Annotated in this window: 25 protein-coding genes; 19 read left to right on the top strand and 6 right to left on the bottom strand. The window is 47.5% G+C overall.

Features of this window, described 5'->3' with window-relative positions:
* Positions 1-320: 320 nt before the first annotated feature.
* The 3 genes from CF168_RS08015 (at position 321) to CF168_RS08025 (ending at position 1,635) form a co-directional block, all read left to right on the top strand.
* Positions 321-1,025 carry a DUF445 domain-containing protein gene (locus CF168_RS08015; protein ID WP_089067537.1) on the top strand — a complete coding sequence of 235 codons (705 nt, stop codon included), beginning with the start codon at positions 321-323 and terminating at the stop codon, positions 1,023-1,025.
* Between the two features lie 75 nt (positions 1,026-1,100).
* A complete protein-coding gene (locus CF168_RS08020; protein ID WP_089067538.1) occupies positions 1,101-1,448 on the top strand; it encodes a VOC family protein in 348 nt (115 codons plus the stop codon).
* Positions 1,429-1,635 (top strand): DUF1289 domain-containing protein, encoded by a 207-nt coding sequence (locus CF168_RS08025; protein WP_089067539.1) that lies wholly within the window; start codon positions 1,429-1,431, stop codon positions 1,633-1,635. Before CF168_RS08020 ends, CF168_RS08025 begins: the two co-directional genes overlap by 20 nt.
* 112 nt (positions 1,636-1,747) lie before the next feature.
* On the opposite strand, the gene cdd is transcribed toward CF168_RS08025, so the two are convergent.
* The gene (cdd, locus tag CF168_RS08030) at positions 1,748-2,638 is read right to left on the bottom strand and encodes a cytidine deaminase (protein WP_086902612.1); all 891 of its coding nucleotides are present in this window, start codon (positions 2,636-2,638) and stop codon (positions 1,748-1,750) included.
* Positions 2,639-2,835: 197 nt separating this feature from the next.
* Complete coding sequence (gene sbcB, locus CF168_RS08035) at positions 2,836-4,248, bottom strand: exodeoxyribonuclease I (RefSeq protein ID WP_089067540.1); 1,413 nt, start codon at positions 4,246-4,248, stop codon at positions 2,836-2,838.
* Positions 4,249-4,423: 175 nt separating this feature from the next.
* Between sbcB and CF168_RS08040 the strand changes: the two genes are divergently transcribed.
* From CF168_RS08040 to CF168_RS08050, 3 genes are all read left to right on the top strand, one after another.
* Positions 4,424-5,230, top strand: a complete 807-nt coding sequence (locus tag CF168_RS08040) for a hypothetical protein (protein ID WP_089067541.1) — start codon at positions 4,424-4,426, stop codon at positions 5,228-5,230.
* 33 nt (positions 5,231-5,263) lie between these two features.
* Positions 5,264-6,079, top strand: a complete 816-nt coding sequence (gene rlmA / locus CF168_RS08045) for a 23S rRNA (guanine(745)-N(1))-methyltransferase (protein ID WP_089067542.1) — start codon at positions 5,264-5,266, stop codon at positions 6,077-6,079.
* 306 nt (positions 6,080-6,385) lie between these two features.
* Positions 6,386-6,595, top strand: coding sequence for a cold-shock protein (locus CF168_RS08050; RefSeq protein ID WP_011072720.1), 210 nt, complete (start codon positions 6,386-6,388; stop codon positions 6,593-6,595).
* A 347-nt stretch (positions 6,596-6,942) separates the two neighbouring features.
* Here CF168_RS08050 and CF168_RS08055 read toward each other — a convergent pair whose 3' ends face one another.
* A complete protein-coding gene (locus CF168_RS08055) occupies positions 6,943-8,502 on the bottom strand; it encodes a SulP family inorganic anion transporter (RefSeq protein WP_089067543.1) in 1,560 nt (519 codons plus the stop codon).
* A 145-nt stretch (positions 8,503-8,647) separates the two neighbouring features.
* Positions 8,648-11,929: a ribonuclease E gene (gene rne / locus CF168_RS08060; RefSeq protein WP_089067544.1), complete on the bottom strand. Its 3,282-nt coding sequence runs from the start codon at positions 11,927-11,929 to the stop codon at positions 8,648-8,650.
* 595 nt (positions 11,930-12,524) lie between these two features.
* Here rne and rluC point away from each other — a divergent pair.
* Together rluC and CF168_RS08070 are read left to right on the top strand one after the other, a co-directional pair.
* The gene (gene rluC, locus CF168_RS08065) at positions 12,525-13,484 is read left to right on the top strand and encodes a 23S rRNA pseudouridine(955/2504/2580) synthase RluC (RefSeq protein ID WP_086902634.1); all 960 of its coding nucleotides are present in this window, start codon (positions 12,525-12,527) and stop codon (positions 13,482-13,484) included.
* A gap of 57 nt (positions 13,485-13,541) precedes the next feature.
* Positions 13,542-14,288 carry an HAD-IA family hydrolase gene (locus CF168_RS08070; protein ID WP_089067545.1) on the top strand — a complete coding sequence of 249 codons (747 nt, stop codon included), beginning with the start codon at positions 13,542-13,544 and terminating at the stop codon, positions 14,286-14,288.
* Positions 14,289-14,451: 163 nt separating this feature from the next.
* Here the strand turns inward: CF168_RS08070 and CF168_RS08075 are convergent, their stop codons facing one another.
* Positions 14,452-15,039, bottom strand: coding sequence for a Maf family protein (locus tag CF168_RS08075; protein WP_089067546.1), 588 nt, complete (start codon positions 15,037-15,039; stop codon positions 14,452-14,454).
* 286 nt (positions 15,040-15,325) lie between these two features.
* Here CF168_RS08075 and yceD point away from each other — a divergent pair, with 286 nt between their 5' ends.
* The 11 genes from yceD (at position 15,326) to CF168_RS08130 (ending at position 24,043) form a co-directional block, all read left to right on the top strand.
* The gene (gene yceD, locus CF168_RS08080) at positions 15,326-15,850 is read left to right on the top strand and encodes a 23S rRNA accumulation protein YceD (protein ID WP_011623156.1); all 525 of its coding nucleotides are present in this window, start codon (positions 15,326-15,328) and stop codon (positions 15,848-15,850) included.
* Between the two features lie 17 nt (positions 15,851-15,867).
* Entirely contained in the window at positions 15,868-16,038 is a 171-nt protein-coding gene (rpmF, locus tag CF168_RS08085; protein WP_011072715.1) for a 50S ribosomal protein L32, read from the top strand.
* A 15-nt stretch (positions 16,039-16,053) separates the two neighbouring features.
* Entirely contained in the window at positions 16,054-17,082 is a 1,029-nt protein-coding gene (gene plsX / locus CF168_RS08090) for a phosphate acyltransferase PlsX (RefSeq protein ID WP_023267848.1), read from the top strand.
* A 9-nt stretch (positions 17,083-17,091) separates the two neighbouring features.
* Complete coding sequence (locus CF168_RS08095; RefSeq protein WP_011626536.1) at positions 17,092-18,051, top strand: beta-ketoacyl-ACP synthase III; 960 nt, start codon at positions 17,092-17,094, stop codon at positions 18,049-18,051.
* A 104-nt stretch (positions 18,052-18,155) separates the two neighbouring features.
* Complete coding sequence (fabD, locus tag CF168_RS08100) at positions 18,156-19,082, top strand: ACP S-malonyltransferase (protein ID WP_089067547.1); 927 nt, start codon at positions 18,156-18,158, stop codon at positions 19,080-19,082.
* A gap of 9 nt (positions 19,083-19,091) precedes the next feature.
* Positions 19,092-19,838 (top strand): 3-oxoacyl-ACP reductase FabG, encoded by a 747-nt coding sequence (gene fabG / locus CF168_RS08105; RefSeq protein ID WP_011623152.1) that lies wholly within the window; start codon positions 19,092-19,094, stop codon positions 19,836-19,838.
* Positions 19,839-20,001: 163 nt separating this feature from the next.
* Positions 20,002-20,235, top strand: coding sequence for an acyl carrier protein (gene acpP, locus CF168_RS08110; RefSeq protein ID WP_006081231.1), 234 nt, complete (start codon positions 20,002-20,004; stop codon positions 20,233-20,235).
* Between the two features lie 207 nt (positions 20,236-20,442).
* The gene (fabF, locus tag CF168_RS08115) at positions 20,443-21,681 is read left to right on the top strand and encodes a beta-ketoacyl-ACP synthase II (RefSeq protein WP_089067548.1); all 1,239 of its coding nucleotides are present in this window, start codon (positions 20,443-20,445) and stop codon (positions 21,679-21,681) included.
* A gap of 179 nt (positions 21,682-21,860) precedes the next feature.
* Positions 21,861-22,229: a hypothetical protein gene (locus tag CF168_RS08120; RefSeq protein ID WP_011623150.1), complete on the top strand. Its 369-nt coding sequence runs from the start codon at positions 21,861-21,863 to the stop codon at positions 22,227-22,229.
* A gap of 116 nt (positions 22,230-22,345) precedes the next feature.
* Positions 22,346-22,825, top strand: a complete 480-nt coding sequence (locus CF168_RS08125; protein WP_011623149.1) for an acyl-CoA thioesterase — start codon at positions 22,346-22,348, stop codon at positions 22,823-22,825.
* Between the two features lie 342 nt (positions 22,826-23,167).
* On the top strand, positions 23,168-24,043 hold the full coding sequence (locus tag CF168_RS08130; protein WP_089067549.1) for an NAD(P)-dependent oxidoreductase: 876 nt from the start codon (positions 23,168-23,170) through the stop codon (positions 24,041-24,043).
* A 93-nt stretch (positions 24,044-24,136) separates the two neighbouring features.
* Here CF168_RS08130 and CF168_RS08135 read toward each other — a convergent pair whose 3' ends face one another.
* On the bottom strand, positions 24,137-24,985 hold the full coding sequence (locus tag CF168_RS08135) for a D-hexose-6-phosphate mutarotase (RefSeq protein ID WP_089067550.1): 849 nt from the start codon (positions 24,983-24,985) through the stop codon (positions 24,137-24,139).
* Positions 24,986-25,133: the final 148 nt, after the last annotated feature.

Consider the following 25,133-nt stretch of genomic DNA (forward strand, 5'->3'; position numbering starts at 1 on the left):
CAAACGGGTGAAGTGATAGCCACCTTGAGTGTAGACGATGCTTTTCAATAATTCCTAAGCGCCTCGAGAAATGTGCAATTATTTTTGTCTAATAATCATTAAACTAAGTTAATGTTAATTAATGAAATAACCTCATTCGCTTCGCTCATCGTTGTCTAAGTAACGCCGGTTCGATACCGCTTGAGTTAGCTGGGTTTTCGCGATGTTTTATTGGTCTTTGGTTACGCTTCGCAACTCTTTCAGCATTAGACCTGCATCCCCTTCGCTTGCTAAACTAGCGCCATTTGCAATCGCATCGATAGCTTAAGAGGGGAGTAAGATTGAATAAGAGTTTAGTGACAAATGTGTTAGCGGCCATTTGTGTGATTTTGGGATATGTACTGAGCTTACCCATTCTGTTTAATGTGGGTTTGTTTGCCCTATCCGGTGCCATTACTAACTGGCTTGCGGTGTATATGCTGTTTGAGAAGGTCCCAGGTTTATATGGTTCGGGCGTGGTGCCATCGCGTTTTGAAGAATTCAAAGCGGGGATTGCACATCTTATGATGAAGCAGTTCTTTACCACAGAGAATATCGACCGTTTTCTGTCGGAAAAAGAGGGTATTAGCCAAATCGATTTGGCGCCAGTGATTGATAAAGTCGACTTAGCACCATCCTTCGATGCCTTAGTTAACACTGTGGCACAATCTTCCTTCGGCGGCATGTTATCCATGTTTGGCGGCACTGAGTCGTTAATGCCGTTAAAGGAACCCTTTATCGAGAAGATGAAAGCCTCCTTGGTGGAAATGTCCGAGAGTGAACAGTTTCGCAACTTATTGAAACAAGAGATTGAACAGCCGAGTGTGATGGCCGATCTGCAAACGAAGATCGCCAATATCGTTGAACAACGCCTGAATGAATTAACGCCGCAAATGGTTAAACAAATCGTGCAGGAGATGATCCAAACACATTTAGGTTGGTTGGTCGTGTGGGGCGGGGTATTTGGTGGCGCCATCGGACTTGTCGCCGCCTTAGTACAAGGTTAATCTGGCAATAGCCAGCATACTAAAGGGAGCATTGGCTCCCTTTTTTATTTTGATTAATCATGAGCAGGGAACGTTATGGATCACCACAGTATTAATTATTTAGAAATCCCCACCACAGATATTGGCCGCTCCAAGGTCTTTTTTAATACGGTATTTGGCTGGCGCTTTGAAGATTACGGCCCGCAGTACAGCTGTTTTATTGATGCGGGGATCACGGGAGGGTTTTATCAAGCAGAGGTGAGTTTTAACCTCGAAAAAGGTTGCCCGCTCATCGTGTTGTACAGCAAGGACTTAGAACAAACTCAAGCGGCGGTGAAGGCGACGGGTGGTGTAATCAGCACGGCGATTTTCAGCTTTCCCGGTGGACGGCGTTTCCACTTTATCGAGCCTGCGGGCAACGAATATGCGGTCTGGTCAGAGTAATCACCTCGAACATCCCTGCGTGCGAAATTGCTGCCTCGATCAGCAAGATATCTGCATGGGCTGCTTTAGGCATTTGGATGAGATCTTAGCGTGGCGCACCATGACACAGGCGCAGCGCGATGATTGTTACTTGAGAATGGCTGAGCGAAAGGCGTTGTTCGAGGCTAAACGAAGCGCTAATCCTTAAGTGTTAATCTTTAAGCTGTAGGCGGTAAATTAAGAGTATCTTATTGTAACAGCTAGAAAAACGGCGCTTAGCAAATACACGTGTATAAAGCTAAAGCGCCGCTAGACTCGCGTTACACAGGGTCGACCACAATGTGCTCAAGTTCGATGGCCGCAACGGCATGTAAAGCATCCATGGTTGCGCCCACTAAACTGATTTTCCCCTGTGATGATTCGACCAACACCGCACGGCGGATCTCGCCAAAATCACGGTTATGTCGAGTCAGATTCGATAAGGCCATCTGCATTGGCAGCATGGAAGGGTTAAACGCCGCGTTTTCAGCGTAGCGACCACAATAGGTTGCACCATCTGCCGTTTCTAATACGACGGCCGCGTAACTTTGAGTATAAGGTGCATAGCTTAAACCCGCATGATCTAACGCCTCAATCACCATAGGATCGCTGCTATCGAGGGCAAATTCGGTTTCATGCTTGACCAGCAAGGGCGACTGTACATTTAAGTCCTTTGGCCCAAATGCATAGGGTAAGTAATAGGACAGTAAATGGCTGTCTTGCGATGGCAGGTGGATCTTAATTTGGCCACCCTCGACGAGTTCGTTCATAAACTGACGGCAATGACCACAGGGGCTGGCATTGACTATCATGTCGACAATTTGGCTCTCGCCACTTAACCATGCGTGGCTGATGGCACTTTGCTCCGCATGCACTGAGTGAAACAGGGCCTCGCCGGGCAGTTCTAAATTGGCGCCCATATAGATATCGCCACTTTTCCCTTTGGCAATCGCTCCGACATAAAACTCACTGATCGGCGGTTTTGCTAAGGCGGCGGCAATAGGCAGCAGTGCCAGTAACACTTCGGCTTCGGTCATTTTGCTGCTTTGGACTAACTCTGCCAGTTGCTGTGCATCAATATGTCCCGCAAAGTTTTGATGTAATAGTGGAATTAATGCGTCAGCCAATGGTGTTGGCAGCTGGGTTATGCTTCTGATAAATCTATCTTGCATTTCCCGACTCCTTGTTTGTTAAGTTCATGGAAGAACATTCTAGTAATTTTGTTACGGTATAAATGCGAGTTAGTTCGCGTTTACACCTCAATTTAACGCCAGATAGGTTACATCTGAAAGTCGTTATCACTGTCTGGCGTTAAATAACGGTCTTATTTAGCTATCTGCTTATCGGTTGTTTTAGCGTTCGCGTCGCTTTAGAGCCCGCGTAAATAGTGACACAGGGCCGCGAGTAACTTCTGTTTGTGTTCATCACCCTCGGTATCTTGCAGCAGATTTTCAAGCTTCAGTAAATAATCCTGATCACTCAAACGTTGCTGGCAGAAGGTGCGCCAACGCTGGGCTTCTTGATCATTTAGCAGCTCTGGGTAGTTACGTGCCCGATAGCGAAACAGCATCTCGGGGATACGTCCATCGTCAAACTGCAGATCCAGCGCCGCTAGATTTTGTGGCAAGGTATGGCGAATGATCTCCATCTTGGCTTTATCGGCGGGGCTGAAAAAACCACCGGAATACAGCATCAAATCGGGATCTGTGGTTGTCACTTCGCCTTCATGCTCAAAGAGTTGCGCGAGTTTTTCCCGCAATTCTGGGTGAGCCTTTAAGCGTTTGTATTGCTCTCTGGCAAAGGCTTTATCGATATTGAGTCTTTCAGCTTGGGCATCATCCAAAATCTTGGCCGAGGTAATAAAAGGACATTTGTTAAGGTGAACTTGTTTGACTGGGATAGGTAACTCATCCGCGGCAAGTTCTGCTCTTGGTGTATACATGCGAGTTTTTATTTGCTCAACATCCAGCTCAAACAGCGGGCTTAAATCCATCGCTAAGTTAACGCAAATGATGGCGTTTTTGTTGCTTGGATGGTGGGCTACTGGGGCTATCAGCGTCGTACAACCCTGCAGCGCACTGATTTTGGAACTCACATGGGCAAGCGGTTGCATATTCAATACATCGATTTGTGCACTCACGGCCTGTTTACGGCGCAGCTCAAAATAGTATTGATATAACTTGGGTTGCTTTTCTTTAATCAGCTTGGCCATGGCGATGGTGGCGTACACATCGGACATGGCATCGTGAGCTTTTTCATGGCTTAAACCATTGGCTTGCGTCAGGTGCTCTAACTTAAAACTGGGCGAGCCATCTTCTTTTAAAGGCCAATGGATCCCGTCTGGTCTAAACGCATAGCAAGCTCTGACTAAATCGATGATATCCCAACGTGTATTGCCATTTTGCCATTCGCGGGCATAGGGATCGATAAAGTTACGGTAGAATCCGTAACGGGTGACTTCATCGTCAAAGCGTAAGGAGTTATAGCCTGCGACACAGGTATTCGGTTGGCTGAAGAGGGTATGAATACGCCCCATAAATTCGGTTTCAGGCAACCCCTTTAAGTTGGCTAATTGTGGTGTGATCCCTGTGATTAAAATGGCTTCGGGCGAGGGGAGATAATCCGTTGATTGTTTACAGTAAAAAGTCTCGGGTTCACTGATGATATTGAGATCTAAGTCTGTGCGGATCCCGGCAAATTGGGCCGGTCTATCCTTGGCGGGATTGGCTCCGAAGGTTTCATAATCGTGCCAAAAAATACTTGGCTGAGATGCTGTATACATAATTTCAATCAAATGACGGTTTTGTCGAATGATAGCATCTTAACACTTAAACTCACCGCAATATTCATTAGCAAAAACCGAGATTGAGAAATTATATTGAAAAGATAAGCGCTTAAGAGGTGATCTTTACCTCGGTTGGCAGTTACAATTCCCCTTCGAACAGGGAAAGAGTCTTATGCATCATCAATATCTTAATGAACCTATGGTACTCGACGTTGGGCAGAGCTCGACGCTGACCTTAACCTTGCCCAGCAATATCAGCGATTTTATTGTGCTTGAGGCGATGGGGGCACCATTGCTTGAGTTGATTGTGGTGTCTGAAACACCGCAGCCGCAGATTGCTGTCCGTTTTCAACCCATCTTAGGACTTAAACTCAATGCCGCGATAGCGGAAGCGACAAGTTTTGCCGTATCGACGTCAAGATCTTTGGGGCAAGGAGTTCGGCTTTACCATCGTCTAGGCACAGCACCCAAATTTTGCGCGCAGGAACTGCGGGCAGGCATTGCAATTAAGGTTGATGCACAGGCTGGGATCAGTGTGTCACTGCAAACAGCATCTAAATTTGAGCTCGTCGCACTCGAGTCAGATGGCCGAGGTTTGCATGAGCCCAAAGTGTTGATGATGGCAAAAGCGATATTAGCGCGGGAATATGACTATAATGCTACCGCTGAATCCTTGGCCGTATGCTTGACTGAAATAGAACAAGTGCGGCTCGAGCTACAAGCGTTTTTGCGCGGAGACTTGGGGCATTGTCATACGGGGTTAGCCGAAGAAGCGGTGCGACTTGACCCCTTGCTGCAACAAAAGCGTCAATGGTTATTTCGCACTTATACTCATATGTTCGAACGACCTAACTTCAGCCGTGCGGCCAATGACGGTTTGAATATCGATAAAGCCTTAAGGAAGCTCGAATGTTTTGAGCTGCTCGCCTCCCCTGAGTTACTGCAAATGGTGGAGCGACTCATGGAAGATGAGGCATAAGCCAGACATTCCAATCATTTATAGAGTTAACCAATGCAATATATATGCCCTTTGTGTGCCTTACCGCTCACCTTGACTGAACGAACTTGGGGATGCCCGCAGGCACATAAGTTCGACATGGCCAAAGAAGGCTATGTGAATCTGCTTCCCGTGCAGAAGAAAAATTCCAAAGATCCCGGTGACAATCAACAGATGATGTTGGCTCGCAGGGAGTTTTTAAATGCGGGTTATTATCAAAGTTTAAGTGACAGAGTGAATGCGTTGGCACTTGAGTATGCCAACGAGGCGCAGCAGATCCTCGATATCGGTTGTGGTGAGGGGTATTACAGCCATCGTTTATACAATGCGCTTGTTGCCGAGCATCCGTGCCAGTTACAGGGTGTAGACATCTCCAAATCGGCGATAAAATATGCGGCTAAACGTTACCCGAACCTTAGCTTTTGTGTGGCGAGCGCCTACGAAATGCCGATCCCATCAAAGAGTATTGATTTAGCGATTCGTATTTATGCGCCATCGAAGCTGGAAGAGTTACAGCGGGTCATGGCGCCAAATGGTATTTTGATCACAGTATCGCCAGGACCTTCACATCATTTTGCGCTAAAACAGCAAATTTATGCCGAACCGAGATTGCATCCAGCGTCGGATGCCAAGATTGAGGGGTTCGAATGTTTACACCAAGAGCGGCTTAGGTCACAACTTGAGCTAAATAACAGCCAAGATATTAGCCATTTTCTGGAAATGACGCCCTACGCTTGGAAGTTTACGGCCGAGCAAAAGCACCTATTTGCCCAGCGCGGATTAAGCTGCGAATTAGACTTTCAGATTGAAGTACATCGCATTTCAGTCTAGAGGTTGATTTTAACCTATTGAAATAAATTATTTAAAATGCTTAACTGTCGATGCTTACGCCGTAAGAACATGCTGTTCTGCGAGCCGGTAGCAAAACCTGAGATTGGCTTGGTTTAAATAAATTTTTCAAAGTGTCGCAGTATGTTGACTTATCTTTAGAATGGTTTATAGTCTTACTAGCTTGAAGGTTGGGCTTATATTTATGTGTTCAATACGACCAGTTCGTCCTGTAAACATAAGTAATACCGGCATTTTCCAGCTCCACCGCCGTTAAGGCTTTAATTTTTTATTTACAGGATTTATATCATGTCTCAAGTTACTGGTGTTGTTAAGTGGTTCAACTCTGACAAAGGTTTCGGCTTCATCGAGCAAGAATCTGGTCCAGACGTATTCGTACACTTCCGTGCGATCAACTCTGACGGTTTCAAAACTCTTGACGAAGGTCAGAAAGTGTCTTTCACTGTGACTCAAGGTCAAAAAGGTCCTCAAGCTGAAAACGTAACCGTAATCGGTTAATTTTCAGTGCTGTTAGCCTAAGCGCTGATAGCAATGGATTTAAGAGCTGTGGTTAATACCATGGCTCTTTTTATTTGTGCCGCGTTTAAGTTTTCTGCGTTATTGCTTTACGTCCCCGCGTGTTGATTCGATAGTTTTCTTGCTCACAGCTCACAGCTCACAGCTCACAGCTCACAGCTCGTTTTCTCTATTGTTATCTCATATTTATCAAACCTAAGTTTGGGTGTGATGTTAAGTCATCAGGTGTTTATACACATCAAGTCTTGTTTTCAATATAAAAATAAACCCACGATCTTTTGTGAAGTTAGCCTTCAGACCGTGGGTTATGCAGCTTCATTAGGTGCTTTTTAAGAATCTAGCTTATCGTCCGCGACTTTATAGTGGGGATCGTCTAGCAAATTCACTTCAACCAGATCGCCCGCTTTGTGAAGTAAGGCCTTGCAGTCGGCACTTAAATGCACCAAATGCAGTTTTTTGCCCAGCGTGACATAACGTTCGGCAAGCGTATCTATGGCTTCTAGCGCCGAGTGATCGGCTACACGTGAATGTTTAAAGTCGATGATAACATCTTGGGGATCCTGCGAGGCATCGAAGAGTTCGAGGAAGCTGGCCACTGAGCCAAAAAAGAGTGGGCCGTTCAGCTCATAGACTTTCCAGCCAAGGCTATTTGAGGTTACTTTTACGCTGATGTGTTTGGCATGTTGCCATGCAAACACAAGCGCTGACACCACGACACCGACAAAGACGGCAAAGGCGAGATCGGTAAAGACGGTCACAGTGGTCACGAGCACAATGACAAAAGCATCATGTTTCGGCACTTTGCCCATAAACTTAAAGCTTGCCCATTCGAATGTGCCTAGCACCACGATAAACATCACGCCAACCAGAGCGGCAAGTGGAATAATTTCGATAAAAGAGGCACCAAAGAGGATAAAGGTCAGTAAACCGATAGCCGCGGTAATACCGGATAATCTGCCGCGTCCACCTGAGTTTATGTTAATCATCGATTGACCAATCATAGCGCAGCCGCCCATGGCCCCAAAAAAGCCGCTGGTGATGTTACCCACGCCTTGGCCTATACATTCTTTATTGCTACGTCCGCGGGTATTGGTCATCTCATCGATAACCGTTAAGGTTAACAGGGATTCGATTAATCCGACGGCGGCTAAAATAAAGGAATAGGGCAGGATAATGTAGAGTGTCTCAAGGTTAAACGGCACCTGTGGGATCGCAAAGCTTGGGAGTGAACCTGCGATGGTCGCATGATCATCGCCACTCATGGTTTTAAGAAAATCCAACACATTTCGGGTGTCTAAGTCAAAACCGACCACAATGGCGGTCACGCTTAAAATCGCAACTAACGATGAGGGGACCGCTGTAGTCAGTTTGGGGAGAAAGTAAATAATTGCCATGGTCAGTGCGACTAACCCTAACATCAGCATCAAAGGCTCTTGCGGTAGCCAGACTAATTTCCCTGCGGCATTTTTGACTTTAAATTGCCCGAGCTGAGCCAAGAAAATCACAATGGCGAGGCCGTTCACAAAACCTATCATCACAGGATAGGGGACAATGCGGATAAACTTACCCAGTTTAAATATCCCTGCGCTGATTTGGATTAATCCAGCCAGTACCACAGCAGCAAATAAGTATTGCACGCCATGTTCAACCACGAGGGACACCATCACAACGGCCATAGCCCCCGTCGCGCCAGAAATCATGCCTGGGCGTCCGCCTATTAATGCGGTAACTAATCCCATAATAAAGGCTGCATAGAGTCCGACCATAGGTTCGACGTTGGCGACGAAGGCGAAGGCTACGGCTTCAGGGATCAGCGCTAGGGCGACCGTCAGTCCCGAGAGAATATCGGCTTTGTGACTAGATGTTTTGTGGCGAAAGAGATCGAACATGAAACCTCTGTTAATTATTTGTGTTGGCAAAATAGCCGCGAATACTAACAAAAAAGCCGATTCAGCTAAACCTTAAATATGGCTTAATTTGCTGAAAATAAAAAAGCCATGCGAGTGCATGGCTTTTTTCACAACAGCTTGAGGATTATGGACGAGCCATATCCGATTCGGCGCTGTTGCTGTGTTTCAGTTTAGGCGCAGCGGCTTCGGCGGAGGCGACATTGTCATACTCGCGGCCTTTCGGCACTTCAACCTGAGCTCTAACTTCTACCGTTGGCTTGGTCATTTCAGATGACACCATTGAACCAAAACGGCTCGCCGCTTTGGGCTTGCTCACCACGGTTTCAGCTGCAGGAGCTGCGACAGCTTGAGCCACAACGGGTTTCGCCTGAGGTTTAACGATAGGTGCAGGTTTTGCCATTGGAGCCGAGGCCACAGACTTCACGGCATCTTTCACTTCGGATTTTTCCACTTCGGGCGCGACAGCTTCAACTGCGACAGTTTCTGTTTTCGCTTGAGCAACTGGAGTTTCAGCTGGGGTCACAATGGCTTCTGTAACCGTTTCTACCGCTTTAGCTGGCTCAACAGCAACGTCTTCAGCCTTAACGCTCGTCTCTGGCTTGTTATTTACCGCAGAGTCAGCAGGCGCTTCTGTTACTGCAACTTCAGCTTTAAGCTCGGCCACTTGCTCGGTAGCTACTGACTCAACAACTTCAGTCTCAACAGCTTTATTGGTTTCAGCAACCACACTGACATCTGCCGTTTCGACTACAGCTGCAGGAGAAGTGACAGTCGGTTCAGCGGCAACTTCAGTTGCTTTTGCTTCTGTGGTCTCAGCTGCTTCTGCAGTTTGAGCGCTTGGAGCAGGGTAGTCTTGAGCATCACCGAGTGCATCGTTTGGTACGAATTGCGCAGGTGCAGAGACGCCTTGCTCATCTTCATCACGGCGACGACGTTGACCGGCCGCTCTTAAATGACGTGGGCTACGGCGACTACGACGTTGTCCATCGCGAGATTCGCGTTTCGCTTTATCATCCGCATCGGCACTGACTTCTGCGTTATCAGCATCGGTCTCGGCTTCGGTTTTCACTTCGGTTACGTCAGCGGGGGCCTCAGTACGGTTTTCAACCACTGGCTTTTCAGCGCTAACTTCAGTGTTTGCTTCCACTTGGCTTGCTGCGTCAGTCGCTTCTGCTGTCTCATTGGCAACAGCGGCATCTTTGCGTGGCTGGCGACGTGAGCGAGGTGCTTTCGTCTCAGCTTGTGGCTCAGTTGCAACGTCAGTATTGGCTGCATTAACGGCGGCCACTTCGGCTAATACCACTTCTTCTTGAATTGGCGCTTCGGTCGTTTCATTGGTGTTATCGATGCGTACTTTACGACGCATGTTACGACGCTGACGACGCTCACGGGCCACTTCTTGCTTTGGTGTGTCGTCTTGAGACTCGGCTACCACTTCTTTTGGTGCTTGATTACGGCTCTTAGGCTCTGGCTTAGTACGCTTTGCATTCTCGTCTTTTTCACGAGCTGGACGCTCTTGAGCCTGAGGTGCATCAGCCGACTTCTTGGCATTGCGAGTGCGTGGCTCGCGGGTGCCTTCTTTCGCTTTGTCAGCATCTTGGTTATTGCGAGTGCGGCGAGTGTCATTACGACGATTACGACGGTTCGCATTGGCCGTTTGGCTGTCAGACTTTTTGGTTTCTGTGGTCTTTTCTGCCGCAGGCTTATCGCTTGAGCTGAAGAAGGCGCCAATGGCACTGAACAGTTTGCTGAAGAAACCTGGCTCAGCTGCTTCCACTTTGTTGGCAACAGGTGCAGCGGCTTGTTCGACTTTCTGCGGCGCGGTGAAGCCTTTTAAGGCTGGTGCTGGCGCAGCAGTGCGCTCCAGTTTACGGGGTTCGTATAACTTGGCTTCAGGTTGTTCGATGCGCTTGTAGCTGGATTCATCGATTTCATCGTCAGTGCGGTGACGAATAACGCGATAATCAGGAGTCATCATGTGCGGATCTGGGATCACATAGACTTCTACATCATGGCGTTGCTCAGTGATACGAATCGCTTTGCGTTTTTCGTTCAGCAGGAAGGCCGCCACATCGACAGGCACGATGGCTTCGATTTGTGAGGTGTTTTCCTTGATGGCTTCTTCTTCCATCAAACGAAGAATCGACAGCGCTAAAGATTCGGTACTACGAATCGTGCCTTGGCCATGACAGCGAGGGCAGATATGTGCAGCCGATTCTTCTAAGGATGGACGCAGACGTTGACGCGACATTTCCATCAGACCGAAGCGAGAAATGCGGCCCAATTGTACGCGGGCACGGTCGTGGTGCACTGCATCACGCAGGCGGTTTTCAACTTCACGTTGATGGCGCACTGGCGTCATATCAATAAAGTCGATCACGACCAGACCACCTAAGTCACGCAGACGTAATTGACGGGCAATCTCATCGGCGGCTTCAAGGTTGGTATTTAATGCGGTTTCTTCAATATCGCCGCCCTTCGTTGCGCGGGCAGAGTTGATATCGATTGAGGTTAATGCCTCAGTTGGGTCGATAACAATCGAACCACCCGATGGCAGGCGCACTTCACGTTGGAACGCCGATTCGATTTGCGACTCGATTTGGAAGTGAGTGAACAATGGCACTTCGGCTTCGTAGAGTTTTACGCGCTCAACGAAATCAGGGCGCACCAGTGCGATATGTTGTTTGGCTTCTTCAAAAATGCGTGGATGGTCGATTAGGATCTCGCCCACATCACGGCGCAGATAATCACGAATTGCACGTACAATCACGTTACTTTCTTGGTGAATTAAGAAAGGAGCGGCTTTGCTTTGTGCGGCTTCGGTAATGGCAGCCCAGTGGTGTTGTAGAACTTTTAAGTCCCACTTCAGTTCAGTCGATTCTTTGCCAACACCCGCGGTACGCACGATAAGTCCCATACCCGCTGGTACTTCTAAATCGGCCATGGCTTCTTTTAATTCGGTGCGCTCATCACCTTCGATACGGCGAGAAATACCGCCAGCACGAGGGTTGTTTGGCATCAGGACTAAGTAAGAACCCGCTAAGCTGATGAAGGTCGTCAGTGCAGCACCTTTGTTGCCGCGCTCTTCTTTGTCAATTTGAACAATAACTTCTTGTCCTTCACTGACCACTTCTTTGATATTTGGGCGGCCTTGGAAAGAATAACCTTTAGGGAAGTATTCTCTGGCGATTTCTTTTAGCGGTAAAAAGCCGTGGCGCTCGGCACCATAGTCAACGAAAGCGGCTTCTAAAGAGGGTTCTACGCGGGTGATTTTACCCTTGTAAATGTTGGATTTTTTTTGCTCGTGACCAGGACTTTCAATATCCAGATCGTACAGTTGTTGCCCGTCAACCAGGGCAACACGCAACTCTTCTGATTGAGTTGCATTGATTAACATACGTTTCATGATGACGTCATTCTTCTTTAAATAGAGGTCATCAAACAATCGCGTTTCGCTGCATTACGGGCCTAGCAGTAGGTCAACGAAGCCTCACGGCTGGTGGCTAGGCAAGGTGCGCATTACTGTTAGACGCAGTCGCTGCGTGTCGCATCCTATTTATGGCTTATTTTTTAATGATTACAAAAACAAGGAATTCGTTGTAAAACATCAACCAACCCCATAAATTCTTTAATTTCGTTCCGGTAATGCCCAAGTCGAATCGGTTTGTCTGACGACAAGTTAAAATATATTTCGAAATCGGTGAGAAAAACTTTAGATAAACCTAGTCAAAGTAAGGTTAGATTCTCGATTTAATCGTAAAAAACGCATTTGTGGTATTTTTACTAAGTATACGATTTGCAAATCAATGAGTTGCTATCAAGAAAATCTTTTTTAATCTATAAAGCTTTTCACTTGGGACTGGGACCTTGTGAACACTTTATTCACGGCTTATCCCTAATCGCTGGTGAAATATAGCAATAATCAAAAAATTCAGCAATGGAAAGGCACAATTCTTCTTAAGTGTTGTACAATGGCCGCCGTTTTAAGCAGATGGCACATCATGAATACAGAATCTCCACAGCTACAGGTGCAGTTGATCACGATTGACGAAGACCACCTCGACCAACGAATCGACAATTTTTTAATCACAGTGCTAAAGGGCGTTCCTAAGAGCATGATTTACCGTATCGTCCGCAAGGGTGAAGTACGGGTGAATAAAAAACGCATTAAGCCTGAGTACAAATTGCAAATAGGTGATGTGGTCCGTGTGCCGCCGGTCAGAATGGCTGAGCAGGATAATCGCACCGCGCCTTCTGCAAACTTGAGCAGAGTCTCGCAGCTTGAAGACCGTATTTTGCATGAAGACAATCATCTGATTGTATTGAATAAACCTGCTGGCATTGCGGTACATGGTGGCAGTGGTGTCGATTATGGTGTGATTGAGGCGCTACGTTCCTTGCGTCCGCAACAGAAGTTTTTAGAGTTGGTTCATCGTCTCGATAAAGACACCTCGGGTGTGTTGTTGGTGGCCAAAAAACGCAGCGCGCTTAAGCATATGCATGACCAACTGCGTTATAAAAAGATGCAAAAGGATTACTTGGCCTTAGTCAAAGGTGAGTGGTCGGCGCAGGATAAAGTGGTTAAACAGCCACTATTAAAATTAACGCTTAAGTCGGGTGAGCGTATCGTTCGAGTCAATGCCGAAGGCAAACCTTCGGAAACGCGCTTTAAAATTGTACAACGTTATCAAGGTTGTACGCTGGTGCAGGCGAGCCCTGTGACTGGACGTACCCACCAGATTCGGGTGCATTGCCAATATATGGGGCATCCTATCGCCTGTGATGAGAAATACAGCGAGCAGGCGTTTGATGATAGTATGCGCGCACTCGGTCTGACTCGACTGTTTTTACATGCGGCAGAGTTAATGTTTATTCATCCTGAAAACGATGAGGTGATGCGAGTCTCTGCGCCGCTCGATGATAATTTGCAGCAACTGCTAGGCAAGTTAAAGCGCGCTTAGTGGCTTAGTGGCTTAGTGTTTGTATCTGCGCCTATTACCAACGGATAACCTGAGAGCATGAAAGTGTCAGTGAGTCATTCAACCCAACGAAAATATGATTTAGTGATTTTTGATTGGGATGGCACGTTAATGGATTCCATCGGCAAGATTATTGTTTGCATTGAGAATATGGCTAGGGCGCTAACGCTACCAGTGCCTGCTGAGGCGGATATTCGCAATGTGATTGGCTTGTCGATGACGCAGGCGTTACAGGTGTTATTTCCAGAAGGTTTGACTTCAGTGCCGACGCGTAACGGATCTGCAAGCAGCGGAGCACAAGCGGGCGTAACTCAAGCACTTGTTGGCACCGATGATTGCTATATAAAGATGCGCGCCGAGTTTAAGACGCAGTATTTGCACCTTGATACCACGCCAACGCCGATTTTTAACCAAGCCCCCCAACTACTCGAATCATTATCAACGGCAGGATATCAACTTGCTGTCGCAACGGGTAAGGCGAGAGCAGGCTTGGTGCGCGTGTGGGAGCAATCCGGTTTAGGTCACTATTTTATTGCTTCTCGCTGCGCCGATGAGGCGCAGAGTAAACCTCACCCAGAAATGATCTTAAGTCTGCTGCAGGAGTTAGGTGTTCCGCCTGAACGCGCCTTGATGGTCGGAGACTCTTTATTGGATTTAACCATGGCGGCGAATGCGGGTATCGACGGTGTGGGTGTCACGTACGGCGCTCATAGTCGCGAAATGCTCCAGCAAGCCAATCCCATCGCCTTAATCGATTCCCCAGAAAAACTCTTGCTGCATTTATAGTGATTGACTCATCAGCGCAGATTTATGACGAATGCTGAGCTGAATCGCTAAAAAACTAAGTGCTTGTTGAGTTATCTAGGCAAGCGATTATGGATAACAGTGCCATCTGGCTTGCCCATCTCGAGCCGCACTTACGTCATGCCACCTTAATAACCACTTCACGCTAGTCGGCTAAGACATCGATTCCATAATTGAGCAGCATTTCAGTTAACAGTATTAAGGGCAGTCCAATCAGGGTGTTAGGATCTCGGCCCTCTAAGCGAGTAAACAAAGCAATCCCTAAACCTTCACTCTTAAAGCTACCCGCACAATAAAAAGGTTGCTCTTTATCGACATAAGCGGCGATTTGCGCGCCCGTCAGCTGACGAAAATGCACGGTGAAAGGTTCGACCTGAGCCGTCACTTCTCCAGTCTTAGCATGGTAGAGCGCAAGACCCGTATAAAAGGTGATAGCTTTGCCCGAGGCTTGGCTGAGCTGCTTAATCGCATTGTCTCGATTTAATGGCTTACCAATAATCTTGCCGTCAATCACGGCGACCTGATCTGAGCCTATAATTAATCCATGTGGGAAATGGCTTGCACCTGCCTTGGCCTTAGCTTTGGCGAGTCGTAAGACTAAGTCTTGGGCGGACTCATTTGCCATGGGGCTTTCATCGATATCAGGATTGCAAGTCTCAAAGGCTAAGCCTAACTTTTGCAATAGTGCTTGTCGGTAAACAGAGGTAGAAGCGAGGATTAACTGGGGCGTCATCGGTAAAAATCCATAAGAAAACCTGACTTATTGTCGCTAATCGTCACGCTTGAATGCAAGCGAGTGGTGGCTGATAGCATGACTTTAGGGCGGTAATCGGGGATTCTTACGATGAGTGCGGCTATTTTAGACGGCTTACGCTTGTGCGCCGCCCCGTGCTTGGGTAAAATTTCGCTTCCGTTAATTTCAATGTTGGGGCTAGAGAATCACTTAAGTCGCAAACTGGGACTTAAGTTAGAAATTTTTCTTTGACTCTAGCGTTTTCAAACTATAATATGCGCGCCTTATGCAAACAGTAAAGATACCGGTTTCAATTGATCCTATTCGCGCCGCCTCGAGCCGTTCTACCTATGAGGGGATAGTGCCAGGGCAGCAATTGAAAAGATTAAATGAGTTATGTGCCGGCGACTGTTCCGATGTGGCAGTGTCGATTGAATGTGGCGTAGATTTGCAGGGGATAGTCTACCTGAAAGGGAAGGCTGTGACGGAGCTCACTCTGGTTTGTCAACGTTGCATGACGCTATTTACCACTGAGGTTACGGTCGAGTTTTGCTTCGGTCCATGCCGGACTAAGGCAGAAATCGATGAGCTCCCGGATGCGTATGACCCAATTGAGTGCAATGAGATTGGCGAAGTACGTCTGCATCAATTGATCGAAGATGAATTGATAGTCGCTATGCCTATCATCCCGATGCATGAAGAAACTGATTGCAACATCGGGTCAATGGACATAGTTGTAGGCGAGATCGAACCCGCTCAAGAGGAGCGTCCAAATCCGTTTGCAGTGTTAGAAAAACTGAAGAGCAAGTAATCTAGGAGACAGGGCCAATGGCTGTACAACAGAATAAAAAATCTCGTTCTAAGCGCGGTATGCGCCGTTCACATGACGCACTGAGCACTGCTCAGCTGTCTGTTGACGCTACCAGCGGTGAAGTCCATATGCGTCACAATGTGACTGCTGATGGTTTCTATCGCGGTAAAAAGGTAATCAACAAGTAATTTGTTGGTTTCCTAATGACGAGTCTGACGCTCGCGTTAGATGCGATGGGTGGTGATCATGGCCCCCATGTCACGGTGCCTGCAGCCTTGCGGGCACTAAAATCTCACTCTTCTCTTAAAATCATTTTAGTCGGCGATAAGACTGAAATTGATGTCTATCTGCGTCAAGCAGAACAACCGTTACTCTCACGTATTGAAGTCATTCACACCGATGAAGTGGTGAGCATGTCCGATAGACCCGTGCACGCTTTGCGTACCCGCAAGAATAGTTCGATGCGCTTGTCGATTGAACTGGTGCGTGACGGACGAGCTGCAGCGTGTGTGAGTGCAGGCAATACTGGTGCCTTGATGGCCATGGCCAAGGTGTTATTGAAGACCTTGCCCGGTGTAGACAGACCCGCGTTGGTCAGTTGTTTACCCTCGGTCACGCAAAAGCCAGTTTATTTATTGGACTTAGGTGCCAATATCTCCTGCGATTCAGAAACGCTTTTCCAATTTGCTGTGATGGGCTCTGTGCTGTGTGAGGCCGTGGATAAAAAATCCCGCCCTAAAGTCGCACTCCTTAATGTGGGCACAGAAGAAATCAAAGGCAACGATCAGGTTCAACAAGCGGCGCAAATACTGCAAAACACCGATCAGATTAATTACACCGGCTTTATCGAAGGTGATGAAATCTACTCGGGCAATGTGGATGTGATCGTTTGTGACGGTTTTGTGGGTAACATCACGCTCAAAACCTCTGAAGGCATTGCCAAGTTATTGGTTCATCAGTTAAAACGTGGCCTAACCCAAGGTTTCTTCGTGCGTTTTTTGGCAAAACTCATCGCCCCACGTATTCAGGCGGTCCTCAGCCAGATGAACCCCGACCACTATAATGGTGCAAGTCTGATAGGATTGCGCGGCATAGTTGTAAAGAGCCATGGAAATGCGGATGAAACTGCCTATTTACAAGCAATTAGTTTGGCAGTGACTGAAGCGCAACGTCGACTCCCCGAAATGATAAAAGATCGTTTGGAGTCGATTCTTTTAGATATAAATAACTGATTCCTCCTTATGCATACAAAAATTCTCGGAACTGGTAGTTATCTGCCAGTGCAGGTGCGTAGCAATCAAGATTTGGAAAAAATGGTGGAAACCAGTGACCAATGGATTGTTGAACGTACAGGTATTTCAGAGCGCCGCATCGCGGCGCAAGACGAAACTGTCTCAACTATGGGCTATCAGGCGGCATTAAAGGCGCTCGAAATGGCCGGCATAGAAGCATCAGAGTTAGATATGATCATTTGTGGCACCACCAGTGCGGCAAATGCGTTCCCTGCGGCGGCCTGCGAAATCCAAGCCATGCTCGGCGTACATACCATTCCAGCCTTTGATATTGCGGCGGCTTGTTCAGGTTTTGTGTATGCTTTATCCGTGGCGGACCAATTCGTTAAAAATGGTACCGCGAAAAAAGTATTAGTGATTGGTGCTGACGTATTATCCCGTCTGTGTGAGCCAGAAGACCGTACTACTATCATTCTGTTTGGGGATGGTGCGGGTGCAGCGGTTATCGGCGCCTCCGATGAGCCAGGGATTATTTCAACCCATATTTATGCCGATGGTCGTCAAGGTGACTTACTCAAGTGCGCCTTTCCTCCTCGTCAGGGGGAGACCTCTGAAGCGGTTGGCTTTATGACCATGAAAGGTAATGACGTCTTTAAAGTGGCGGTGACTCAGTTATCCCATGTCGTTACTGAAACATTGCGCCTGAATAATATCGATAAGTCGGAAATCGATTGGTTGGTTCCCCATCAGGCTAACTTCCGCATTATTAATGCAACAGCGAAAAAGCTAGACATGAGCTTAGATAAAGTGGTGTTAACCCTTGCCAAACACGGTAATACCTCGGCGGCGTCGGTACCGATTGCTTTAGACGAAGCTGTGCGTGATGGCCGGATCCAACGTGGCCAGCTATTGCTGCTTGAAGCCTTCGGTGCCGGTTTTGCGTGGGGCAGTGCGCTCGTCCGTTTTTAACCGTATCTGGATACGACTAAATTCCTAACTATCGTTATCTTGGTTTGCTGTCCAAGATAACGGTTTAGTGTTCAATAAATTAAGTTCGCCATAGGTAATTTGATATGGAAAATGTAGCTTTTGTATTCCCAGGCCAAGGTTCACAGGCTCTAGGCATGTTAGCCGAGCTGGCTGGTGCACAGCCGATTGTGGGACAAACCTTTGCCGAAGCGAGTGAGGTGTTAGGGTATGATCTGTGGGCATTAGTGCAAGACGGCCCCGTTGAAACCTTAAATGAAACCGATAAAACCCAGCCTGCTTTATTAGCGGCAAGTGTGGCCATTTGGCGCGCTTACGTTGCTTCAGGTAAAGCTATGCCTGCGATGTTAGCGGGTCACAGCCTAGGCGAATATTCTGCATTAGTTTGTGCTGGTGTCATCGACTTTAAAGATGCGATCAAACTGGTTGAGCTACGTGGTCAACTGATGCAGCAAGCCGTGCCAGCGGGTACTGGCGCTATGTACGCGATTATCGGTCTTGATAATGACGGTATTGCTAATGCGTGTATTGAAGCTGCCCAAGGCGAAGTGGTGAGCCCAGTTAACTTCAACAGCCCAGGTCAAGTGGTTATCGCCGGTCAAAAAGACGCGGTTGAACGTGCAGCTGCGGCCTGCAAAGCGGCGGGCGCCAAAATGGCGGTTGCCCTGCCTGTCAGCGTGCCATCACACTGCGCATTAATGAAACCTGCTGCTGATAAACTAGCCATTGCTTTAAATGATGTGCAGTTTAATGCGCCAAGCATCACTGTTATCAATAACGTAGATGTGGCATCACCCACTGCGGTTGCCGACATTAAAGATGCGCTAGTTCGTCAACTGTATTGCCCAGTACGCTGGAGCGAAACCGTTGAATTAATGGCCGAAAAAGGTATTACACAGTTAGTTGAGTGTGGTCCTGGTAAAGTATTGACAGGTCTTGCGAAACGCATTAATAAATCTCTTTCTGCCCAAGCAGTTAATGACGTTGCATCCCTTGCCGCGTTAACTGAATAAGGAGTTTGTATGAGTATCAATCTGAGTTTAGCGGGCAAAGTTGCCTTAGTGACAGGCGCGAGCCGTGGTATTGGCCGTGCGATTGCTGAAACCTTAGTCGAAGCCGGTGCGATTGTGGTAGGAACTGCCACAAGTGAGAAGGGCGCCGCAGCAATTCAAGAATATCTGGGTGACAAAGGTTTTGGTTTAGTGCTTAATGTTACCGATAGTCAATCCGTCACCGATTTATTCGATTCGATCAAAGAAAAAGCGGGTGATGTTGATATTCTAGTCAACAACGCGGGTATCACCCGTGATAACTTGCTGATGCGAATGAAAGATGATGAATGGAACGATATCATCGATACCAACCTGACATCATTGTTCAGACTATCAAAACCTGTGATGCGTACCATGATGAAAAAGCGCTTCGGCCGGATCATCAATATCGGTTCAGTGGTAGGCACTATGGGCAATGCAGGTCAAGTTAACTACTCGGCAGCAAAAGCTGGTTTGATCGGATTTACAAAATCTCTTGCAAGAGAGGTTGCATCTCGTCAAATTACAGTTAATGCTATCGCTCCTGGATTTATCCAGACCGATATGACTGATGAGCTGACCGAAGATCAGCAAAAAGCTATCATGTCTCAGGTTCCGATGGAACGATTAGGGCAAGCGCAAGAAATTGCCAATGCCGTACTCTTCTTGGCGTCGGATTCTGCCGCTTATATCACAGGCGAGACTTTGCATGTGAATGGCGGAATGTACATGGTTTAAGGGCGGATGGCAGGGATACTGTCGCAACTGAGTAGTGATCTGTATCAATTGGTCGCTAAATTTCGTGGTTAGACCACGAAAACTAAGCTTGCATTGTCAGCCAAATCTAATAAACTACTCGCAATCTTACGCAAGTGCGTAATTTGAATAGGAAAGAAAACTAATGAGCAACATCGAAGAACGTGTAAAGAAAATCATTGTAGAGCAACTGGGCGTTAAAGAAGAAGACGTTAAACCAGCGGCATCTTTCGTTGACGATCTGGGTGCAGATTCTCTGGACACTGTTGAGTTGGTTATGGCTCTGGAAGAAGAGTTTGATACCGAGATCCCTGATGAAGAAGCTGAAAAGATCACTACTGTTCAAGCAGCGATCGATTACGTTTCTAAGAATCAGTAATTCTGAATTCTAGAGAACAGGCGGCAAATATGCCGCCTGTTTTTGTTTTAGCCCCGCCCAATTCTGCAATAGTGCCATTCAATCGTCTCTGGAACCTGTGTTGCATTTGTCCATGAGATGCTCGCCGCAGATTGGCGAAGACTCTTTATGATAGAAACACCATTGTCTGTCATAACCTTATCTATTTAGCATTAAAAGGTGACTGCCGTGTCTAAACGTCGTGTAGTGGTAACCGGTTTAGGGTTAGTAACTCCCGTGGGTAATACTGTCGATACTACTTGGAAGGCGCTGCTTTCGGGTAAGAGTGGTATTGCACCTATAACCAAATTTGATGCCAGCGAATTCACCACTCGTTTCAGTGGTTCTGTAAAAGATTTTGATGTTGAGCAGTACTTAACCAAAAAAGACGCCCGTAAAATGGACCTCTTTATTCAATATGGTATGGCTGCTGGCATCCAAGCTATCCAAGACTCGGGTCTGGATATGAGCAAAGAAAACCCAGGCCGCGTCGGTACCGCAATTGGTGCGGGCATGGGCGGTATGTGGCTGATTGAACAAAACCACAGCGCGCTATTAAGCGGTGGCCCTCGTAAAATTTCGCCTTTCTTCGTGCCAAGCACCATCATCAACATGATTGCCGGCCATTTATCGATTATGTACGGTATGACTGGTCCTAACTTTGCCGTCACGACTGCTTGTACTACCGGTGTGCACAACATCGGTTTTGCGGCTCGTACCATTGCCTATGGCGATGCCGATGTGATGATCGCAGGCGGCGCCGAAGATGTGACTTGTCCATTAGGTGTAGGTGGTTTTGGCGCGGCCAAAGCTCTGTCAACCCGTAACGATGACCCAACGGCGGCGAGCCGTCCGTGGGACAAAGACCGTGATGGTTTCGTCATCGGTGATGGCGCGGGTGTGATGGTGATGGAAGAATACGAACATGCTAAGGCGCGCGGTGCGACCATTTATGGCGAACTCGTCGGCTTTGGTATGAGCGGTGATGCGTTCCACATGACATCGCCTCCAAGCGATGGTGCGGGCGCTGCGGCGGCTATGGTTAATGCGGTGAATGATGCCAAGCTGCCATTTGAAAAAATTGGTTATATCAATGCGCACGGCACTTCAACACCTGCGGGCGATAAAGCTGAAGCGGCAGCGGTGAAATCAGTATTTGGCGACCACGCTTATAATCTACTGGTTAGCTCGACTAAGTCTATGACGGGTCACTTGCTGGGGGCTGCGGGGGCGGTTGAAGCGATTTTCACTTTGCTTGCGCTGCGTGATCAAGCCGTACCGCCGACCATCAACCTCGATAATCCAGACGAAGGTTGTGATTTAGACTTTGTGGCACATACTGCTCGCGATGTGAAGTTAGATTACGCCCTGTGTAACTCCTTCGGATTTGGTGGCACTAACGGTTCATTGCTGTTTAAGAAAGTCTAAACAGCGATAAGCTCGATAAAAAAATGCGCCTATGGGCGCATTTTTTTATGCTCGAATTGTGCCGGATATCACTTTCTAACATGCTGATATCCTAAGGGTTAACCTTTGTTCATCCTACTTGTTTAATCTTACTTGGCGCCGATAATGACAGGCATACTCCGTCTAAAAGGAAGCTTGTCATGCTAAACCCTCTGGTGATCCCGCTTGTGCCTATCGTTGGGGCGGTAACCGCTAATTTAACCGAATTAATTCGTGGTGAATCTAAAGCTTGGCATCCTAATATGGATATCGGCATGAAGACCTTCACCTTTGCGATTGCGGCATATGTGCTGGTATGGTTCGCCTTATTGGTGACTGCCATCAGCGTCGGTGGTAACAACCATTTATCGTCGGGATTTGAAGTGATTGGGCTGTTTCTATTTGGACTTGGGCTTTATACCTTTGGTAAAGGGACTCGCTTTGTTAGCAGCCAATTACAGCTGTGGTTGTATCGCTTAGCGTTGCCAGGATTATTACTCTCCTGTGGGCTGATAAGCTACTTTGGCTAAATCGGTTATCTTCACCAAGACAATCGTAATTATCTTTACGCTATTGACTATTTCTATCGTAAACTCAACTTATTGCAAAATCATTGAGCCACAGAGGCTGAATAAGTTGAGGTTATATGGCTGGTATCGATAGACAAATTACCCTGAGATTTTTGTCTGAGCCTGCGGATGTGAATTTTGGTGGTAAGGTTCACGGTGGCGCTGTGATGAAATGGATTGACCTTGCGGCCTATGCCTGCGCTGCGGGTTGGAGTGGTAAATATTGCATTACCGCTTATGCGGGGGGGATCCGCTTTGTTCAACCGATCCTCGTGGGCAATATTGTCGAAGTCAGCGCTAAGGTGATTTATACCGGCAAGACTTCGATGCATATCGGTATTGATGTGCGGGCAGGGGATCCTAAGGTCTCTGAGCGCCATCTCACGACTCATTGTATCGTTATAATGGTTGCCGTGGATGAAAACGGACAACCGACACCCGTACCTGAATGGGTGCCGCAGACTGAGCATGATATTCATCTGCGTGATTCTGCGCTGCGCTTAATGGAAATGCGCAAGAAAATTGGCGCCGAAATGGAAGCCCACGTGCAAAAGTGATTTTGGCTCGTGATAAAAATCAAAGGCGCCAGTGTGCGTCTTTGTTGTTTCTGTCGAACACTGCGTTTGCTGCCGAGGGCATTTTTACTCTGACGCTTGCCTAAGCGAGTGCTACACTGCCGCCAGCGTTTTTTGCTACGGATTGACCCTTTAAGTTGAAACACTTGCTCGCATTTTTTTAGTTTAGGTCGGGTCTTTCTCGGAGTAACATAAGCGCGCGTTTTGCGTGTCGTTAGTCCATTGTTGTCAACTCAGTGTTGTCAATTGAGCGATGTTAATGAACGCAGGGCAAATGTGTGGCGTAAAACGTTTCACCTTGTTTATCAATTAAAGGAATTCCTCATGGCAAAAGTCGCATTTATTGGTTTAGGCGTAATGGGTTACCCCATGGCAAGACACTTACTCAACAAGGGCCATGAGGTTACTGTGTATAACCGCACTTTTGCTAAGGCACAAACCTGGGTCGAGAACTACGGTGGTCGTTGCTGCCCAACGCCTAAAGAAGCGGCTATAGGCCAAGATATTGTTTTTACCTGTGTAGGCAACGATAACGACTTGCGTGAAGTGGTACTAGGCAATGATGGCGTGAGCCATGGCATGGCGCCAGGCACAGTACTAGTTGACCATACGACGGCTTCTGCCGATGTGGCCCGTGAATTACATAAAGTGCTGGCCGAAAAAGGCGTCGATTTTCTCGATGCGCCTGTATCGGGTGGCCAAGCTGGCGCCGAAAATGGCGTACTGACCGTGATGGTCGGTGGCGATCAAGCCGTGTTCGAGCGTGTTAAGCCCGTTATCGAAGCGTTTGCGCGCTGCGCAGAGCGTTTAGGTGAGGTTGGTGCAGGCCAGCTCACTAAGATGGTCAACCAAATTTGTATCGCAGGTGTGGTTCAAGGCCTTGCCGAAGCACTGCAATTTGCCCGTAAGGCTGGTCTTGACGGTGAAAAAGTGGTTGAGGTGATCAGTAAAGGCGCGGCGCAAAGCTGGCAGATGGAAAATCGCTACAAAACCATGTGGGGCCAAAGCTATGATTTTGGTTTTGCCGTCGATTGGATGCGTAAGGATTTAGGCATTGCCCTAGAAGAAGCTCGCCGCAATGGCTCGCACTTACCCTTAACCGCGCTAGTGGATCAGTTTTATTCTGAAGTTCAAGCCATGGGCGGTAATCGTTGGGATACCTCAAGCTTGTTAGCGCGTTTTGAGAAAAACACTAAGTAGGTTGTTGCCTAATAGATGGCCATCATAAGTTTGATGGCATAAAAAAGCCCAGTCATGCACTGGGCTTTTGCATTGATGGGGGATAAAGACGGATTAGTTTGCCCAGCGAATATGGGTAACTAAACTGTGACTCTCGCCGGGAGCCAGCGTTAATTTATCTTCAAGCACATTGGCGGCTTCCAGGCACACCATGGCCAGATAGTCATCGTCATTAAAGCGGGCAAGACGAGTTGATTTTTCAATCCAAGGGTTCCACAGAACGGCTGAGTGGCTATTTTCGCGGCTCACTTCAATCACACCTTGGGGCGTATGTAAGTGTTGTACTGGGCCTAGCTTGGTATAAACACGGTCGGTTTCGCGGTCAAATAGCACATCATCAGTCGTTTGCGGATAAGGCCCTTCGGCAAACTCAATATATTGAGCGCCACTAAAACCAGTGGCCTTAAGCTGATGAATATCTTCAATCGGAAAATAGCTGTGTAGTGCTTGGGTGAGCGTAACGGGCACATCGCCAAGGTTAGTGTTAACTAAGCTGATACTTAAGGTTTCACCTAAGGTAAAGAGCACGTTGACTTGGGTATGATGCGGCCAAAAGACCTTGTCTTCTTCGCTGATCGTTAAACTGAAACGCAAATCCACCAGTTGATTACGCATCTCAACCGACTCGAGTGTCCAAATACGGGTGCGGGCAAAACCATGTTGTGGAAAATTAGCTTGATTGCTCATGCCAAACCAAGGCCAGCAGATGGGTACACCGCCACGGATCCCATTACCGGGTTGATAGTCATCCGCCGAAGACACCCATAACAAGGGCGGCTTACCTACGGGTTGAAAATGGTCGATTTGCGCGCCCTGTAAAAAAATCCTTGCTTGGCATAACGCAGTGTTTACTTCGACATAATCGAGCCCGTTTGCGTGTTTTTTGGTGGTAACAGAACCCATAGTAACAATATCCTCAACCTGATGACGTATCAGCAATACAGACACTTAGCTTACAAACTTTTGCACTTGAGCATAAGCCTTTGTTGCGATCAATTTACGGTTTCGCTGTTCGATTGTGTAAACAAAAGTCACTGTACAGAGGCTCAGA

It is taken from the genome of Shewanella bicestrii, from assembly GCF_002216875.1.
GTDB classification, from domain to species: domain Bacteria; phylum Pseudomonadota; class Gammaproteobacteria; order Enterobacterales; family Shewanellaceae; genus Shewanella; species Shewanella seohaensis.